The sequence below is a fragment of the Viridibacterium curvum genome (assembly GCF_039544165.1).
Lineage (GTDB): Bacteria > Pseudomonadota > Gammaproteobacteria > Burkholderiales > Rhodocyclaceae > Viridibacterium > Viridibacterium curvum.
On the sequence record NZ_BAABLD010000001.1, the window covers coordinates 178,554 to 194,581 of the forward strand.

Annotated in this window: 14 protein-coding genes and 1 tRNA gene; 12 read left to right on the plus strand and 3 right to left on the minus strand. The window is 60.2% G+C overall.

Translation table 11 applies throughout. The features are described from left to right. Window positions 1-2 precede the first annotated feature (2 nt). From ABEA02_RS00870 to flgJ, 3 genes are all read left to right on the plus strand, one after another. Window positions 3-668 carry a flagellar basal body L-ring protein FlgH gene (locus ABEA02_RS00870; RefSeq protein WP_345530926.1) on the plus strand — a complete coding sequence of 222 codons (666 nt, stop codon included), beginning with the start codon at window positions 3-5 and terminating at the stop codon, window positions 666-668. A 156-nt stretch (window positions 669-824) separates the two neighbouring features. Then, window positions 825-1,970 (plus strand): flagellar basal body P-ring protein FlgI, encoded by a 1,146-nt coding sequence (locus ABEA02_RS00875; protein WP_345530927.1) that lies wholly within the window; start codon window positions 825-827, stop codon window positions 1,968-1,970. Window positions 1,971-1,981: 11 nt separating this feature from the next. Next, complete coding sequence (flgJ, locus tag ABEA02_RS00880; RefSeq protein WP_345530928.1) at window positions 1,982-2,905, plus strand: flagellar assembly peptidoglycan hydrolase FlgJ; 924 nt, start codon at window positions 1,982-1,984, stop codon at window positions 2,903-2,905. A 90-nt stretch (window positions 2,906-2,995) separates the two neighbouring features. On the opposite strand, the gene ABEA02_RS00885 is transcribed toward flgJ, so the two are convergent. Further along, the gene (locus ABEA02_RS00885) at window positions 2,996-3,220 is read right to left on the minus strand and encodes a hypothetical protein (protein ID WP_345530929.1); all 225 of its coding nucleotides are present in this window, start codon (window positions 3,218-3,220) and stop codon (window positions 2,996-2,998) included. Window positions 3,221-3,329: 109 nt separating this feature from the next. Further along, complete coding sequence (gene bioA / locus ABEA02_RS00890) at window positions 3,330-4,634, minus strand: adenosylmethionine--8-amino-7-oxononanoate transaminase (protein WP_345530976.1); 1,305 nt, start codon at window positions 4,632-4,634, stop codon at window positions 3,330-3,332. Between the two features lie 67 nt (window positions 4,635-4,701). Between bioA and yaaA the strand changes: the two genes are divergently transcribed. Genes yaaA through queF form a run of 3 tightly spaced genes read left to right on the plus strand, consistent with a single transcriptional unit; the run spans window position 4,702 to window position 7,447 of the window. Then, window positions 4,702-5,472 (plus strand): peroxide stress protein YaaA, encoded by a 771-nt coding sequence (gene yaaA, locus ABEA02_RS00895; protein WP_345530930.1) that lies wholly within the window; start codon window positions 4,702-4,704, stop codon window positions 5,470-5,472. Next, window positions 5,469-6,611, plus strand: coding sequence for a M14 family metallopeptidase (locus ABEA02_RS00900; RefSeq protein WP_345530931.1), 1,143 nt, complete (start codon window positions 5,469-5,471; stop codon window positions 6,609-6,611). The genes yaaA and ABEA02_RS00900 overlap by 4 nt, the downstream gene beginning before the upstream one ends. Next, entirely contained in the window at window positions 6,608-7,447 is an 840-nt protein-coding gene (gene queF / locus ABEA02_RS00905; protein WP_345530932.1) for an NADPH-dependent 7-cyano-7-deazaguanine reductase QueF, read from the plus strand. The genes ABEA02_RS00900 and queF overlap by 4 nt, the downstream gene beginning before the upstream one ends. Window positions 7,448-7,513: 66 nt before the next feature. Here the strand turns inward: queF and ABEA02_RS00910 are convergent. Continuing rightward, window positions 7,514-7,589, minus strand: a tRNA-Thr gene (locus ABEA02_RS00910). Between the two features lie 506 nt (window positions 7,590-8,095). Here ABEA02_RS00910 and ABEA02_RS00915 point away from each other — a divergent pair. From ABEA02_RS00915 to ABEA02_RS00940, 6 genes are read left to right on the plus strand one after another with little or no spacing between them, the layout of a single operon-like run. Continuing rightward, window positions 8,096-8,647, plus strand: a complete 552-nt coding sequence (locus ABEA02_RS00915; protein WP_345530933.1) for a type IV pilin protein — start codon at window positions 8,096-8,098, stop codon at window positions 8,645-8,647. Continuing rightward, a complete protein-coding gene (locus tag ABEA02_RS00920) occupies window positions 8,641-9,264 on the plus strand; it encodes a pilus assembly FimT family protein (protein ID WP_345530934.1) in 624 nt (207 codons plus the stop codon). The genes ABEA02_RS00915 and ABEA02_RS00920 overlap by 7 nt, the downstream gene beginning before the upstream one ends. A gap of 10 nt (window positions 9,265-9,274) precedes the next feature. Continuing rightward, entirely contained in the window at window positions 9,275-9,775 is a 501-nt protein-coding gene (pilV, locus tag ABEA02_RS00925) for a type IV pilus modification protein PilV (protein WP_345530935.1), read from the plus strand. Next, window positions 9,772-11,109 carry a PilW family protein gene (locus ABEA02_RS00930; protein WP_345530936.1) on the plus strand — a complete coding sequence of 446 codons (1,338 nt, stop codon included), beginning with the start codon at window positions 9,772-9,774 and terminating at the stop codon, window positions 11,107-11,109. The genes pilV and ABEA02_RS00930 overlap by 4 nt, the downstream gene beginning before the upstream one ends. A 20-nt stretch (window positions 11,110-11,129) precedes the next feature. Then, window positions 11,130-11,759, plus strand: coding sequence for a pilus assembly PilX family protein (locus ABEA02_RS00935; RefSeq protein WP_345530937.1), 630 nt, complete (start codon window positions 11,130-11,132; stop codon window positions 11,757-11,759). 47 nt (window positions 11,760-11,806) lie between these two features. Next, the gene (locus tag ABEA02_RS00940) at window positions 11,807-15,964 is read left to right on the plus strand and encodes a pilus assembly protein (RefSeq protein ID WP_345530938.1); all 4,158 of its coding nucleotides are present in this window, start codon (window positions 11,807-11,809) and stop codon (window positions 15,962-15,964) included. The last annotated feature ends 64 nt before the right edge of the window (window positions 15,965-16,028 follow it).

Below are 16,028 nucleotides of genomic sequence, written 5' to 3' on the forward strand. Positions count from 1 at the left end.
ACATGCGTGCTTTGCATCTTGCCCTGCTTCCCGTTCTCCTGCTGTCGTCGGCCTGCAGCCTGCTGACGCCGCCAACCGCCGTGCATCAGCCGATGACGGCCCGGCCCGCGCCAGGCGCCGCACCCGTCGACAGCGGCGGCTCCATCTACGGTTCCTCTTCGCGCCCGCTGTTCGAAGATCGCCGCGCGCGCCTGGTAGGTGACACCATCACGGTCAACCTCGTCGAGAAGACACAGGCCAGCAAGAGTGCCAATGCCAGCACCGAGCGCAAGAACACGACGGATGTCGGCTTCTCGACGGCGGTAGGCGTGCCGGGCAAGTTCCTCGCGCCGCTGGCAGTCGGCGCTTCGAACGACACCTCGTTCTCAGGCAAGGGGGCGGCGGCGGCCAACAACGCATTCACAGGCACGATCACGGTCACCGTCATCGAAGTGCTGCCCAACGGCAACCTGCTGGTGTCGGGCGAGAAGCAGATAGCCATCAATCAGGGGCAGGAATTCATCCGTTTTTCGGGTGTGATCAATCCCAACAACGTGACAAGCTCCAACACAGTCCAGTCGGTACAGGTCGCCGATGCACGGGTGGAGTACAAGGCCACAGGCATCATCGACGAAGCGCAGACCATGGGCTGGCTGTCGAGGTTGTTCCTGAACGTCCTGCCTTTCTGAAATTCATGAATGAAGCTAATTCGCGACCCGATCTCGAACCTGCGATGCTCCACGGACATGCGTACGCATGCGCTTCCCGGTTCGACCTTGAGCCGCTCGCCACGATTCCTTCACGAATTTTGGTCGGCTGATGATTCTGGTGTCTGGAGTGCTGTGATGAAGCAAAAGCTTTTCTCTTCGATTAAGACATGCTTGCTCGTATTGGGCGTGCTGTCGGCTTGCTCGCTCCTCACGCCTCACTCTTCCCTTCTCACCGCAGCAAACGCCGAGCGCATCAAGGACATTGCGTCGATTGCCGGTGTGCGCAGCAACCAGCTGGTGGGTTACGGTCTGGTGGTGGGGCTGGATGGCACGGGTGACCAGACTTCGCAGGCACCCTTCACAACGCAGAGCCTGATCAGCATGCTCGGCAACCTCGGTGTGACGGTGCCGCCGGGCACGACGCTGCAGCTCAAGAACGTGGCTGCCGTGATGGTGACCATGAACTTGCCGCCGTTCGCGCAGCCCGGTCAGCAGTTCGATGTGAATGTGTCGTCAATGGCAAACGCCAAGAGCCTGAAGGGCGGCATGCTGCTGATGACGCCGCTAAAGGGGGCTGACGGCCGCGTGTATGCCATCGCACAGGGCAGCATCATTGTCGGTGGTGCCGGGGCTGCAGCGGGCGGCACCAGCGTGACGGTCAATCATCTCTCCGCTGGACGTGTGCCGGCGGGCGCTACTGTTGAGCGCGCTGTGGCAATGTCGGTGGGGCAGGGCGACACCATCGTCTATGAACTGAGCACGGCGGACTTTGGCACTGCGCAACGTGTCGCGAATGCGATCAACCAGGCCGCACCCGGTATGGCGATGCCGCTCGACGCCCGTCGCATCCAGGTGCGCGCTCCCGAGGCGATCTCCGAACGCGTGGCTTTCATCGGCGCCATAGAGAATCTGGATGTGACGACGCTGGCGGGTGCGGCACGCGTGATCGTCAATTCGCGCACCGGGTCGGTGGTCATGAATCAGGCTGTGGCGCTGCAGGAATGTGCGGTGGCACACGGCAATCTGTCGGTCACCGTGAGCGATAACGCTTCGGTGAGTCAGCCCAACGCACTGTCGGGCGGGCAGACCACGGTGGTCGAGAACGGCACGGTGGACATCAAGCAGGGTGGCGGTGGTCTGGTGCGCTTCAAGCCTGGCGTGACGCTGGCCGAGGTAGTGAAGGCGCTCAATGCCGTGGGCGCCAATCCGCTCGATCTCATCAACATACTGCAGGCCATGAAGGCGGCAGGTGCGCTGCGAGCTGAACTCGAAGTGATCTGAGCGCTGCGACGATGCTCGATCCGGTCAATATCTTCGATCCCTCCAGTCTCGCGACGCTCAAGACCGCCGCGAAGGATCAGTCGCCCGAAGCGATCAAGGCGACGGCCAAGCAGTTCGAGGCGCTGTTCCTGCAGATGGTGCTGAAGACCATGCGCGAATCGGTGCCGCAGGACGGCATGTTCAACAGTGATGCCACGCGTTTCTACCAGGGCCTCAGCGATCAGCAGCTGGCTGCTGTGATGGCGCACAAGGGTGGCATCGGTCTGGCCGCAGCGCTGGAGCGTCAGCTGATGCAGCAGGCCCTCAGCAGCGAGACGGATACCGAGCCGATGACACTGCGCATGCCGACAACACGTCAGGCGCAGCCATCCACACAAACACCGACGTCAATGTCCCTGCCGCACTGGACACCTGCTGCGACGGGCGCGACGGCGAATGCGCAGGCAGCCGGAGCGGGGACGCCACAGCAATTCGTCGACGCCTTGTGGCCACAGGCGCAAGACGCCGCGCACAAGCTCGACGTGCCGCCGCATTTCCTGATTGGGCAGGCGGCGCTCGAAACGGGTTGGGGCAAGGCAGAAATTCGCCGTGCGGATGGCCAGCCGAGCTACAACCTGTTCAACATCAAGGCCGGCAAGGACTGGCAGGGCGCAACGGTCGATGCACAGACCACCGAGTACGAAAACGGCCAGGCTGTGACGCGTACCGAACGTTTCCGCGCGTATTCGTCCTATGCCGAATCATTCGCCGACTACGCACAGCTGATGCAGAACGCACCGCGCTACGCCAGCGTGGCGGGGCAGGACAGCGCGTCTGGTTTTGCCCGCGCGCTGCAGTCAGCAGGCTACGCCACCGATCCGGCATACGCTGACAAGCTGACACGTGTCATCAATGGCACGACCTTGCGTCAGAGCCTTGTGGCCAGCGCGCGCTGATTGCGCGTGCGCGCCTGACCGGATGCTTCGACGCCCAAACGACAACGCACGGCCGAGACCGTGCGTTGTGGCATGCCTGACGGATGCGTATTACTTGGCTGCGGGAGCGGCAGTCTTGGCGGCAGACTTCTTGGCGTGATGCTTGGCCACTTTCTTGACGTGCTTGGTCTGCGGTGCGGCAGCGGTTGCTGCGACGGGGGCTGCGGCAGGTGCGGCTGCGGGTGTGGTTGCGGCGACGGGCTTCGGGGCATCGGCCGCGAAAGCGGCGGTGGTCAGGAAGGCGCTGGCAATCAGGGTCGACAGAAACTTGTTCATCTTGCTTCCTTTGCGGTGTAAGGCCGGGAAGTCCCCGGACGCTTCCATCAACGCGACAGGTTTGCCGGACGATGACACTGCATGTGTTGCAAGTTGTAACGGCCTGCGATCACAGGGAAACCTGCAGCGCGTCCAGGCTGACCTTGCCAAGCAAAGAAAACTCCGCCTCATCCAGCACATAAGGCGGCATCCAATACACGGTGTTGCCGATGGGGCGCAGCAACACCCCGGCTTCGCGCGCGGCGTCGCCATAACGGCGGGCAAAGCCGGACGATGCGCCCGAGACGTCGAACGCCAGGATCATGCCTTGCTGGCGCAGGTGCTTCACGCAAGGGTGCTCGGCGAGTGGCTGCGCAGCGGCGCGCATCGATGCAGCACGTTCGGCATTGCGTGCCAGCACATTCTCGTGCTCGAAAATCTCCAGCGTCGCGAGTGCGGCTGTGCAGGCCAGCGGGTTGCCGGTGTAGGAGTGCGAGTGGAGAAAACCGCGGGAGACGTCGTCGGCATAGAAGGCCTGGTAGATGCTGTCTCGACTGAGCACCAGTGACAGTGGCAGGTAGCCGCCCGAGATACCTTTCGACAGGCAGATGAAGTCAGGCCAGATGCCGCTTTGCTCGCAGGCGAAGAAAGTGCCGGTGCGTCCGCAGCCGACTGCAATCTCGTCGGCGATGAGATGCACTTCGTACTTGTCGCACAGGGCGCGGGCGAGGCGCAGGTATTCCGGGTCGTACATCGCCATGCCGGTCGCGCATTGCACGAGGGGTTCGACGATAAGCGCGGCCGTGCGCTCGTGGTTGTCGATGAGCCAGGCTTCGAGAATGGCTGCAGCGCGGCGCGCAACATCGACGGCGCTTTCACCCGCTTCGGCAGTGCGGGCATCGGGTGAGGGTACGGTGTCGGCAGCGCGCACCAGCGGCGCATACGCATCGCGGAACAGCGCGATGTCGGTGACAGCAAGCGCGCCTACGGTTTCGCCGTGGTAACTACCGGCAAGACAGACGAAGCGATCCTTGCTGCCTCGACCGCTGTTGCGCCAGTAGTGCAGGCTCATCTTCAGCGCGATCTCGGTGGCGGAGGCGCCGTCCGAAGCGTAGAACGCGTGACCCAGCGCGCCGCCAGTGAGGGCGGACAATTTTTCAGAGAGCCGTACCACGGGCTCATGTGTGAAACCGGCGAGCATCACGTGCTCAAGCTTTTCGAGCTGCTCTCGCAGGCGCTGGTTGATGTGGGCGTTGCAGTGGCCGAACAGGTTGACCCACCAGGAGCTGACGGCATCAAGGTAGCGCTTGCCGTCCGAGTCGAACAGCCAGGGGCCTTCGCCGCGTGCAATCGCAATCAGTGGCTGTTGCTCGTGCTGCTTCATCTGCGTGCAAGGATGCCAGACGGCAGCGAGGGAACGGTCGAGCAGGGACATGAACAGCGCGTCGGTGTTGGGCAGGAGTGCGATAATAAGCCTGCCAGCGCTATTGCGAACCGCGTTAATGAAGATCGTCATCTCCCCCGCCAAATCCCTGGATTTCGAATCCCCCGTCCCCAAGCTGCCGCATACGCAACCTGCTTTCCTTGATCGCTCGGCCGAGCTCATTGACGTGCTGCGCGAGCTGACCCCGGCCGAGGTCGGCCAGCTGATGGATATTTCCGACAAGCTCGCCGTGCTCAACGTGACACGCTATGCCGAGTGGTCGCCGCCATTCACCAGGAAGAATGCACGCCAAGCCGTGCTGGCCTTCAATGGTGACGTGTACGAGGGTTTGAACGCCGCCTCGCTGGCCGAGGAGGATTTCAAATGGGCGCAGAAGCACCTGCGCATTCTCTCCGGGTTGTATGGCTTGCTGCGTCCGCTGGACCTGATGCAGGCTTACCGCCTGGAGATGGGCACGCGGCTGCAGAATCCGCTGGGGCGCGACCTCTACGCTTTCTGGGGTGACCAGATCACCGAGGCGTTGAATGCCGAGTTGAAGAAGGGCGAGGTGTTGGTCAATCTGGCGTCGGAGGAGTATTTCAAGTCCGTGCGACCGAAGAAGCTCAAGGGGCCGGTGATCACGCCGGTGTTCCAGGAGGAGAAGGGCGGCAGCTACAAGATCATCAGCTTCTTCGCCAAGCGTGCGCGTGGCCTGATGAGTCGTTATGCCATCGAGCAGCGCGTCGAGGATGTGGCGCAGCTCAAGGCGTTCAAGGTCGAGGGCTATGCCTTCACGCCAGCGGTTTCGACCGACACGGAGTGGGTTTTTCGCAGGGAAGCACAGCAATGACAGCAGTACAGATCACCCAGCAGTTCGACAGCGGCAACATCGAGGTGGTCTCGCTGGCCGATCCGCTCAACCTGCGTCTGCGCATCCGCCACGACAGCAACGCCGATTTCTTCCAGTGGTTCCACTTCCGCCTACAGGCGCCAGCAGGGCAGCGGCTGCGCCTCGTCATCGAGAACGCGGGCGAATCCAGCTACGCCGATGGCTGGAACGGCTATCAATGCGCGGCGAGCGTGGATAGACAGGACTGGTCCCGTATAGCCGACACTTTCTACGACGGTCGTGCATTGAGCATCGAACTGACCATGCCGGCTGATGTGCTGTGGCTGGCGTACTTCGAGCCTTTTTCGCAGGAGCGGCATGCCGACCTGTTGGGCCGTGCCGCGAGCGACGAGCGCGTGCAGTTGCTGCAGCTAGGCAACAGCGTGCAGGGCCGTAGTATCGACTTGCTGCGCATCGGCAACCCCGACGCTGCACGCAAGGTGTGGATCATCGCGCGCCAGCATCCGGGCGAGTCGATGGCGGAATGGTGCGCCGAGGGCTTGCTCGACGCCTTGCTCGACAACGCCAATCCGCATGCGCGAGAAGTCCTGCAGCGCGCCTGTGTGCATCTGGTGCCCAACGTCAATCCGGACGGCAGCTTTCTCGGCAACCTGCGCAGCAACGCGGCAGGTGCCAACCTCAACCGCGAGTGGATGACGCCGACACCCGAGCGCAGCCCCGAAGTCCTGTGTGTGCGGCAAGCCATGCTCGACAGTGGCGTCGACCTGTTTATCGACCTGCACGGCGACGAGACGCTGCCCTACGTCTTCATCGACGGCAGCCACATGGTGCCCAGCTACGGTGAGCGCAACCAGAAGCTGCAAGCGGTCTTCCTCGATGAACTCAAGCTCGCCAGCCCCGACTTCCAGACCGCCAACGGCTACGCTGACAACCGTTTCGACGAAGAGCTGCTGACGCTGGCGTCGAAATGGGTGGCGCACCAGTTCAACTGCGTTGCGCTGACGCTGGAGATGCCCTTCAAGGACAACGCCGACGCGCCCGATGCGCGCACCGGCTGGAACGGCGCACGCAGCAAGATCATGGGTGCCGCGCTGTTGCAGCCCATCCTCGGCCACCTGCGTCGCCTGGAGCAGAAATGAGCAACGACAGCGCCAGCCTCTCACCGCTGGGCAAAGCGACGGCCTATCGCGAGACCTACGCGCCGGATCTGCTGTTTCCCATCCCGCGCAGCGAGAAGCGCACGGAGCTCGGCATCCTTGATGCAGCGCTGCCTTTCGTGGGTTACGACCTGTGGAATGCCTATGAGCTCTCCTGGCTCAACCCACGCGGCAAGCCCGTCGTGGCCTTGGCTGAGTTTCAGGTCCCCGCCACGACGCCGCGCCTCGTTGAGTCCAAATCGCTCAAGCTCTACCTCAACAGCTTCAACCAGACCGTCGTCGACGGCCTGACCGAGGTGCAGACACGAATTGCACGCGATTTAAGTGCCGCCGCAGGTGGGGCCGTGCAGGTTCAGTTGGTGGATATACGAGAGGCGAGCCGCAACTTTGCCGTGCCGGACGGCATCTGCCTCGACGATCTGGATGTCGCCATCGACCGCTATTCGCCGCAACCGCAGCTGCTGCGGCCCGACGCTGTGCAAACCGTGGCCGACGAAACCTTGTACTCCCACCTGCTCAAGTCCAACTGCCTGGTGACCGGCCAGCCGGACTGGGGCATGTTGGCCGTGCGCTACAGCGGCGCCGCCATCGACAGGGAAGGGCTGCTGCGCTACCTCGTCTCGTTCCGCCAGCACAACGAGTTCCATGAGCAATGCGTAGAGCGCATCTACACCGACATACAGCGCCAATGTGCGCCGGCGCGGCTGGCCGTATGGGCGCGCTACACCCGGCGCGGCGGTCTGGACATCAATCCGCTGCGCGCCAGCGATCAGGACTGGCTGGCAGGCTGCAATCCGGCGGCAGAATTGCGGCAGTAAGACAGGGCCTAAAAGACAGGGCGCAAAGGAAAAACGCCAAGGGTAAAACCCTTGGCGTTCTTTGTCTGGTGCTGCTGACCGGAATCGAACTGGTGACCTACTGATTACGAATCAGTTGCTCTACCGACTGAGCTACAGCAGCGAGGAGCGCGGATTCTACATGCAACCCGTGGCGCGATCAACGGAAAACCCGCCGTATCCAGTGCCTGCTTCCGTACCCATAAAGCCGGTTGTTTACTATGATGATTCTGCCTTGCAGACCATCTTTGCCCCGCCATCGATGAGGAGCCGTGAAGTGAGGCGCCAAAAGCTGTTTGGCAGCCCGGCGGATTGTCGCCAAATTCCGCAGTGCCGCTCACGGTGGATAAGCGACCTTTTGTCCAATGATATTGGGATCTGTGTCACATTTGCCGAATTTGCTGCCTAAGAAGCAGTTGTGAACGTGTTATAGAAAAGCTGGGTACCGGCGGCTGTGGGGCTGACGGAAACCCTTGAAACGCTCCGAAGACACCGCTTGTCGTTCTAGTCGTCGGAAAAGTTGCGCTGATAAGCCGACAATCAGCGTCTGTCCGGTGGTCCGGGCAGCAGAAAGTCGGACGGCTATACTCCGGAACACATAAAACAGCGAATCCACAGGGTTTGGGCCTTGTGGATCTTGCGGAAAAGGTGGATCAAATGACGCTGCAGTCACTCTGTCGCCGCGCAACCCGCGGTGCGCCCTTCGCTCGCCAATCCGGTTTCACGCTCATCGAGATCATGATCGTCGTCGCGATCATCGGCATTCTCGCGGCCTTCGCCATTCCGGCATATCAGGATTACGTGACCCGGGGTCGCCTGATCGATGCAACCAACGAGTTGTCGGGCTTGGCAACACGGCTGGAGCAGAGCTATCAGGACAATCGCACCTACGGCAATGCTGTGACCACGGGGATTTGGCCTTGCTCTCAGCTATCGGTCATCAACGCAAGGATTGCCAGGTCAGGTTTCACTGTGTCATGCAATGGTGCGGGCGGCACAGGCCAGCCTGATGCAACGAATTTTGTGCTGATTGCGAATGGCACCGGCATCAGTGCCGGATTTGAATTCCGCATTGATCAGAACGGGTCCCGCACAACGACGGGCCTGCCGGTGAAGTGGGGCACTGCCTCGGTGGGTTCACCGTTGAATTGCTGGATTACGACAAAGGGCGGCACATGTTGAGGAGGCGTATCCAGCGCGGATTTTCGCTGGTCGAACTCATCGTGGTGGTGGCCATCATGGCCTTGCTGGCTGCCTTGGCGGGACCGGAGCTCGCAGCGTGGATTGCCAATTCGCGCGTGCGGAGTGCTGCTGAGGCGCTGCAGAATGATCTGCGCAAGGCTCAGGCCGAAGCGCTTCGGCGCAATCACCAGGTGGCTTTCGTTCTGACAGAGACCCAGCCGGTTGCGGCGAACGTGGCTTCCGTTGTGGCGAACGCGGCGGGAAGGTACTGGATGTTGCGTGTCGTATCGACAACCGAGCAGGCTAATGCGGCGTCGATCGGCGGCAGTTACTTCGTCAAGGGCGAGACGATTGGTCGTCAGCTGGATGTAACCGTCAAGGCCACCAACGCCATGCTGTGTTTCAACACAATGGGGCGTCTCGCGGCGAACACGGCGAACACGATAGATGGCTTGGCTCTCTCATGCGCTGTGCCTGGCGCCACGGCGCCTGCGCAGTTCGATATTTCGCGAACCGGTGCAGACCGTCCTTTGCGTGTGACTGTCTCCCTTGCCGGGCAGGTGCGCATGTGCGATCCGTCTAAGACGCTTTCAGCGACCAAGCCCGATGGCTGCTAGGAGAGGCGAAATGTCATTGAATATCATTGCTTCCAGGAAGACCCGAGCGAGTAATTGGCCCCCGGTTTCTACGGGTAAGCAAGCAGGTGTTGCCTTGCTTGAGGCGTTGATTGCCATTCTCTTGTTCTCTGTCGGCATTCTCGGCATGGTGGCGCTCCAGGCACGCGCCTCGCAGATTTCCGTCAATTCCGAAGACCGCGCCCTCGCCGCGATGCTTGCCAACGAGATGGTGGCGGAAATGTGGGCACAGAATTCCGTGACGGCCAGCACGGCTGGCTGGCAGGCACGCATTGCTGCCAGCAAACTGCCTTCGGCCCAAGGTTTGGTCACAAAAGACAGTTGCGGCAACACGGAGGTCACTGTCGTCTGGACAGCGATCAATCGCGCAGAGAATGCCTCTGCCGCGGCCAGCACGGCAGCCTCTTCTGCCAGTAGCGGTTGTACTACCGGTGTGGTGAAGCCGGCCGGCGTCAACAGTGTGTTTACGACCAAAGTGGTGATCCCCTCATGAATGCCCACATTCATCCCTTCGGTACTGTGCGTGGGCGTCATGCCGGTATGACTCTCATTGAGTTGCTGGTGGCGATGATCATCGGCGTTGTGGTGTCCTTGGCGATTTTTGCCGTGCTGTCCGCCTCTGAAGGGCGCAAGCGCACCACAACGTCGGTCAATGACATCAACCAGTCGGGCAACTACAGCATGTATGTGGTTGAGAAGCTGCTTCGCAGTGCCGGCTCTGGTTACTCGTCCGGTGTGACCATTAGCGGTTTTCCGACCGCATACCCATTTGGCTGCGCTGTTTACAGCAAGAATGCCGCTGGCCAGGTTTTGCCTGTGCCGTCTACCTTGCCTGCGCCATTCGCTGCACTGGATTCCGGCACGGGTACCAAAGGCCTCTTTCGTCTAGCTCCGGTGTTGATTATTCCCGGCGGCACTACTCCGTCCATCAGCGGGGGGCAGTCGGACGTCTTGGTCATCATGGCAGGGGCGAGTGGCGGGGCGCAGGTGGCAACCAATTTCAGCAATTTCCCTACCGCGTCGTCTCTGCTGTTGGGCAATGTGATCGACTTCGCAGCGAACGATGTCGTCATGATTGCCGACGCGCAAGGCAAGTCGACCGGTGTTCGCCAGGACTGCATGATTCAGCAGGTGGCTAGTGGGACTCCCAGCGGGACGACGCTCAACTTGGGCGGTGACTATTACGGTGGAACCATCGGCACTGCCACGATTACAAATTACTCAGATCAGTCCGGTGTGTTCAACCTTGGCAACGTCAAGAACGGCAATCCACCAACATTCGCGTTGCTTGGTGTTGGTGACAACAACACCTTGTATTCGTATGACCTGATCCGGACCACGACTGACCCCCTCGTACCGGTTGCAGACGGCGTTTTTGAAATGCATGCGCGTTACGGTATCGATACATCGGGTGATGGAACGATAGATCAGTGGGTTGCGCCGGACGTCACCACTGGGGATTACACGATCGCGAATCTCATGGCAGGGAATGAAAAGGCTTCTGATTCCATTCGCCGGATCAAGGCGGTCAGGGTTGGGCTGATCCTGCGCACATCTCTGCCAGAGAGGACTGACGCGGCTGCGGGGGTCTTTGTTGCAGAGAACCAGGTGCAAATGTTCAAGGACTTGGCGACGTATTCGGCATCGTCGGCATCGTCGGCGTCTTCTGCTGCAAGCAGTGGGGCATCCAGTTCGTCGTCGAGCGCCGGAACTTGCGCGGCCTCCAAGACGGGTGATCTGATCTTTACCCGTTGTCTGACCGATGCCGAGCGTGCCTATAGGTATCGCGTTATCGAAGCAACCATCCCCTTGCGGAACATGCTCTGAGGACCCCCAAGAGGCGAGCCATGAAAACAATCCCCAAGACTCTGGCCCCTGCGGCGCGTGTCCGTCGTGCTGGCACGCAGCGTGGCATCACGATCATCATCGCATTGGTTGCGATGCTGATCCTGTTGTTCTCCGGCATGGCATTGCTACGGTCTTTTGATTCGACGTTGGCGCTGTCCGGCAACATGGCTTTCAAGCGGGACCTCGTCAATCAGGGCGAGCGTGGCATGCAAAGCGTCTGGACGATGCTCAAGACGACTACGCTGGTCGACGCCGCTACTCGCCAGAACTCTGTCAAAGCCAGCAATTATTCAGCGGTTCGATTGGCGACTGATGCCAAAGGCATTCCCCTTCAGTTGCTGGGCGACGACACGACTTTCGCGACAGTGGGGACAGTTTCGAACGATATCGTCGATACAAATTCCAGTGTCACGATTCGTTACCTCATTGACCGTTTGTGTACGAGCGTGGGTGAGGCAGTTGAGACCAATTGTTCGATGTCTGCGGCGGCCACTTCCGCGACGGGTGGTTCTGACTACCTGGGCAACAAGCGCGCAGGCTCTGAATCCAACGCTATCTACCGCATTTCTGTTCGTGTTATCGGCCCCCGCGGAACGGTGGCCTATCTCCAGTCCAACGTGGCACTTTAGTCCGTGCAGTACCAGCCCAATCCGCGTGCTGGTAAAGGAGTGTTGAAATGAGCAATCCCCGACTCAGCAATCGCCTCGCATCCTTGATGCGTGGTTTTGGTGCTGCCTTGCTGACAGCTGCGTCCTGCTGGAGCGGCACCGTACAGGCGCAGACCGCGGTAGATCTGGCCGATGTGCCCGTCTTCTCCACGGTTGCGGTGCCTGGCAACCTGATCCTGGCGCTGTCGGTGGAGTTTCCGACCGCCAGCACGCCGGCATATTTCAGCTCGATTGCCTACACGACCAGCAGCTCGGCGAGTTCTGCGGGTGCAGTGGTGTCACCCTATGTCGGATATTTTGATCCGTACAAGTGCTACGAGTACATCTACAACTCCACGACGCCTGAAGCGAGCTACTTCACACCCCGCACTGCCGTGAGCAGCACATTCGGTTGCACGCAGTCGAGCACTCTGCCGCTCTGGAGTGGGAATTATCTCAACTGGGCGACGATGCAGACGCTCGACGTGTATCGCTGGGCTTTGACAGGCGGGGCACGTGGCACCTACTCGCTCGACGATACGGCGGCTTCAACAATCATCCAGAAGACACGTCATTCGGGTCAGGGGGCGGGCTATTTTCCTGACAAGGACATCACGTCGGGCATTACTTCCGCTACGCCTTTCCCGTCTGCGTGGGGGACCGTCCGTATGCAGGCCAATGCAGGCACGGGTTGGGCTGTTTATTTCTTCAAACCGGGCGGCGCGACGGTGACCGACTACAACGGTCACAACGCTGCTTTGGGGGCTAGCGATCCAAAGTATCCCAGCACGGCAGCGAAGTACCGTGTGTGGATTCGGGTCAAGGTTTGCGATACATCCAGCGGGTTGGCGCTGGAGTCGAATTGCGTCAAGTACGGCAGCAATTACAAGCCAGAAGGGCTGATGCAGAAGTACGCGATGAAGTTGCGTTACTCGGCATTCGGTTACCTGAATGACGACAGCTCAACCCGAGACGGTGGGGTCATGCGTGCCCGGATGAAGTACGTCGGCCCGCAGAAGCCGGTGTCAGGTTCTACCTCGGTAACCAATAGCGCGACGGAATGGAGTGAGACTGACGGCACATACGTCAAGAACCCTGATCCGACTGACGCTTCCAGCACTACTTCGGCAACTGCCGCTGCAGGTTATGCATTCACGATCAGTAACAGTGGTGTTCTGAACTATCTCAACAAGTTCGGCACGGTTGAGACCGGAAACTACAAATCGTACGACCCGGTGAGCGAGCTGTATTACGCCGCGTCCCGCTATTACCGCAACAAGGGGAATGTGCCTGAGTACACCAGTCTGACCGGCGCGGGCAGTCTGGCGAACCTGAAGCGCTGGGTGGATGGCTTTCCCGTCATTACTTCGTGGGATGACCCGATTGAACATGCCTGCCAGAAGAACTTCATTCTGGGTATCGGTGATATTTACACCTGGCTTGACGGCAACCTCTATACCTCCACGCTCTTGGGTGGGCAGCCTGCCATGCCGGGTTCTGTGTCTGCGGACAAGGACATCGACATAACGAAAGCTACCAATATGGTCGGCGCTCTTGAAGGTAAGGGTACGCTCGGCACCTCGTACAAGGGTGGTCGCAACGACACCTGGTTCATTGCGGGTATGGCTTACCACATGCATACCAATGACATCCGCCCCGACCTGAGCGGTTCTCAGACGGTTTCCAGTTACTGGCTGGACGTCAAGGAGAATCAGACCTACGAATCGAAGAACGTTTATTACCTGATGGCGAAGTACGGCGGCTTTACCGTGCCGGAGAACTACGTTGCCTATCCGACGAGCCCGACCGCTTGGGGGACAGCACAGGAATCCTGGTGGTATCACACGACCGATCTTGTGGGGTCGGACAAGAGGCCTGACAACTACTTCGTGGCCGATCAGGGCACGGCAATGGTCAAGAGCCTCAACGATGCCTTCTCCAAGATGGCAGCAGAAGCAAGCACTACTGTCAGTACGGCTTTCACGGCGACCTCGCCGCGCCAGAGCACGGGTTCGGTGAGCTATTCGACCAACTACACCCCGACTGGGTGGACCGGTCAGCTGCAGGCCTCGACTGTGACTTATGACAGTTCGACCGGCCAGCCGACCTACTCGACCAAGTGGGATGCGCGTGATGCGCTGAACAGTCGCAGTCCGACGAGTCGCATCATTGTGACTTGCTGCGACAACGCGGGGGCAGGCATTCCGTTCCAGGCGGCTGACCTTGCGGGTACCTCATTCAGTCGTACCAACTATGCTTCGTTCTCCAGCGTTTCCGGGGTTGGTGCGGCTTCCTACACTCAGGCGGACTACGTCAACTACCTGCGTGGTGATCGCTCGAAGGAACAGAGCAGCGCTTCGTCCAGCGCAGCCAGCTCGGCTTCAAGCGCAGCGAGCTCTTCCAGTTCTTCGAAGATCTTCCGCTATCGTCAGCATCTGCTGGGAGACATCGTCGGATCGCAATCGATGGCTGTCGGCGCGCCGAACTATCCGTACTTCGAGACGACGAATCCGGGCTATACGGGCTTCAAGCGCAAGTACAAGGATCGCATCACCGTTGTGTACGCCGGCGCCAACGATGGCATGTTGCACGCCTTTGACGGTCAGGTCTCCAGCGCCAGCAGCTCATCAACTTCAAGCTCATCCAGCTCTTCATGTAGTTCTGGAGGCAAGTGCGGATACGAGCTTTTCGCTTATGTCCCCAGCTTTACCTACAACGGCAGTGGCGGTACATCGTCGTCCGCTCCTTCCACGGGCCTCGCCTCACTGGGCTCGGCAACATCCTTCTCGCACCACTTCCTGGTGGATGCCACTCCGCAGTACTTCGATATTGATGTCAAACGCGTCGGCACCACGCCGAATGCGGTTCCGACCGAGGATGACTGGCGCAGCATCCTGATTGGTGGGTTGGGCAAGGGAGGTAAGGGCTACTACGCGCTGGACATCACGAATCCGGCCGACTGGACTTCCGAGGCTGCGGTGAAGGGCAAGGTCATGTGGGAGTTCCCGTCTCCGTCCGACACGACTACGGTTGCCCGCATGGGTTACTCCTACGGTTCCGCCTCCGTGGTGAAGACCAAGAAGTACGGCTGGACTGTGGTCGTGACCTCCGGATACAACAACTCGGATGGTAAGGGGTACTTCTTCTTCATCAATCCGGTGACGGGCGCCCTGCTGGAAACCGTGCAGGTGAGTGATACCGCGACCGAGCCGCTGAATCTTTCGGGTCAGACCGTCTTTGTTCCTGACTACTCCGACTTCACGGGGGATGCGGTCTATGCCGGAGACCTGAAGGGCAATGTCTGGCGTGTCGACATCTCCGGTACGGGGACGTTCACAGCCGAGAAGTTCGCCGAGCTGAGCAATTCGGGGACGACGGGCTCTTCGGTATCGTCTTCGTCGGCATCGTCCGCGGCAAGCTCTGTCGCCGTGGCGGCTTCAGGCACAGCGTCGCGTCAGTCGATTACTGTGCGCCCGATGGTCGAAGTGGATCCGCAGACGCTGAAGCGCTATGTCATCGTGGGTACGGGGCGTCTGCTGGCTGATTCCGACATTACGGCGAACCAGATCCAGAGCCTGTACGCCATGATCGATGGCAAGCAGAGCTTCGGCGAATTCAACAAGCCAATCTCGTCGGTTTTGAAGCCTTCGGATCTGACGAAAAATACGAATCTGCTGACGGGGATCGGGAGCTCGCCTGCCAGTGACAAGGGCTGGTACATCGACCTGACGACTACATACATCGGCTCGTCGTCCAGCAGTGCAGCGTCGTCGAGCAGTACATCAACGTCGTCTTCGTCGTCGAGCAGCTCCAGTTCCAGCACCTCGTCTTCGGGTTTTGTCTATGCCCCGAGGGTCATTACCGAGATGACGGCCAATACGGGCATCATCGCGGTGCCGGTTGATCGTCCGAGTGGCGAGATTTGCGACATGAACGGGGACCACTTGGTGCTGGCTCTTGCCTTGGGTACGGGCAAGAGTGTGTTGAGAGACGCCAGCGGCAACGCGGTCGTGTCGTCTGGCTGGATCAAGGGTCTCTCGACCAACCTGGCCTTCATCAATGTGGGCGGCAAGATCAGATTGCTGGTGGGTGATACGACAGCAACCGTGACCAGCGTCAAGGGTGAGTTTGGTTCTGGTGCCGGTCTGCGCCGCCTCAACTGGCGTGAGGTTCCTGCCGTCGATTGATGAGATGGAAGCGTTTGCCAGCCCCGTCGTTGTGCGCAGCCCTGCTGCTGTCATGTGTAGCGCA

Excerpts from the sequence above, each read along its gene's own strand:
- ABEA02_RS00870 (WP_345530926.1), top strand. The coding sequence starts at position 3 with ATGCGTGCTTTGCATCTTGCCCTGCTTCCCGTTCTCCTGCTGTCGTCG.
- ABEA02_RS00875 (WP_345530927.1), top strand. The coding sequence starts at position 825 with ATGAAGCAAAAGCTTTTCTCTTCGATTAAGACATGCTTGCTCGTATTG.
- flgJ (WP_345530928.1), top strand. The coding sequence starts at position 1,982 with ATGCTCGATCCGGTCAATATCTTCGATCCCTCCAGTCTCGCGACGCTC.
- ABEA02_RS00885 (WP_345530929.1), bottom strand. The coding sequence starts at position 3,220 with ATGAACAAGTTTCTGTCGACCCTGATTGCCAGCGCCTTCCTGACCACC.
- bioA (WP_345530976.1), bottom strand. The coding sequence starts at position 4,634 with ATGTCCCTGCTCGACCGTTCCCTCGCTGCCGTCTGGCATCCTTGCACG.
- yaaA (WP_345530930.1), top strand. The coding sequence starts at position 4,702 with ATGAAGATCGTCATCTCCCCCGCCAAATCCCTGGATTTCGAATCCCCC.
- ABEA02_RS00900 (WP_345530931.1), top strand. The coding sequence starts at position 5,469 with ATGACAGCAGTACAGATCACCCAGCAGTTCGACAGCGGCAACATCGAG.
- queF (WP_345530932.1), top strand. The coding sequence starts at position 6,608 with ATGAGCAACGACAGCGCCAGCCTCTCACCGCTGGGCAAAGCGACGGCC.
- ABEA02_RS00920 (WP_345530934.1), top strand. The coding sequence starts at position 8,641 with ATGTTGAGGAGGCGTATCCAGCGCGGATTTTCGCTGGTCGAACTCATC.
- pilV (WP_345530935.1), top strand. The coding sequence starts at position 9,275 with ATGTCATTGAATATCATTGCTTCCAGGAAGACCCGAGCGAGTAATTGG.
- ABEA02_RS00930 (WP_345530936.1), top strand. The coding sequence starts at position 9,772 with ATGAATGCCCACATTCATCCCTTCGGTACTGTGCGTGGGCGTCATGCC.
- ABEA02_RS00935 (WP_345530937.1), top strand. The coding sequence starts at position 11,130 with ATGAAAACAATCCCCAAGACTCTGGCCCCTGCGGCGCGTGTCCGTCGT.
- ABEA02_RS00940 (WP_345530938.1), top strand. The coding sequence starts at position 11,807 with ATGAGCAATCCCCGACTCAGCAATCGCCTCGCATCCTTGATGCGTGGT.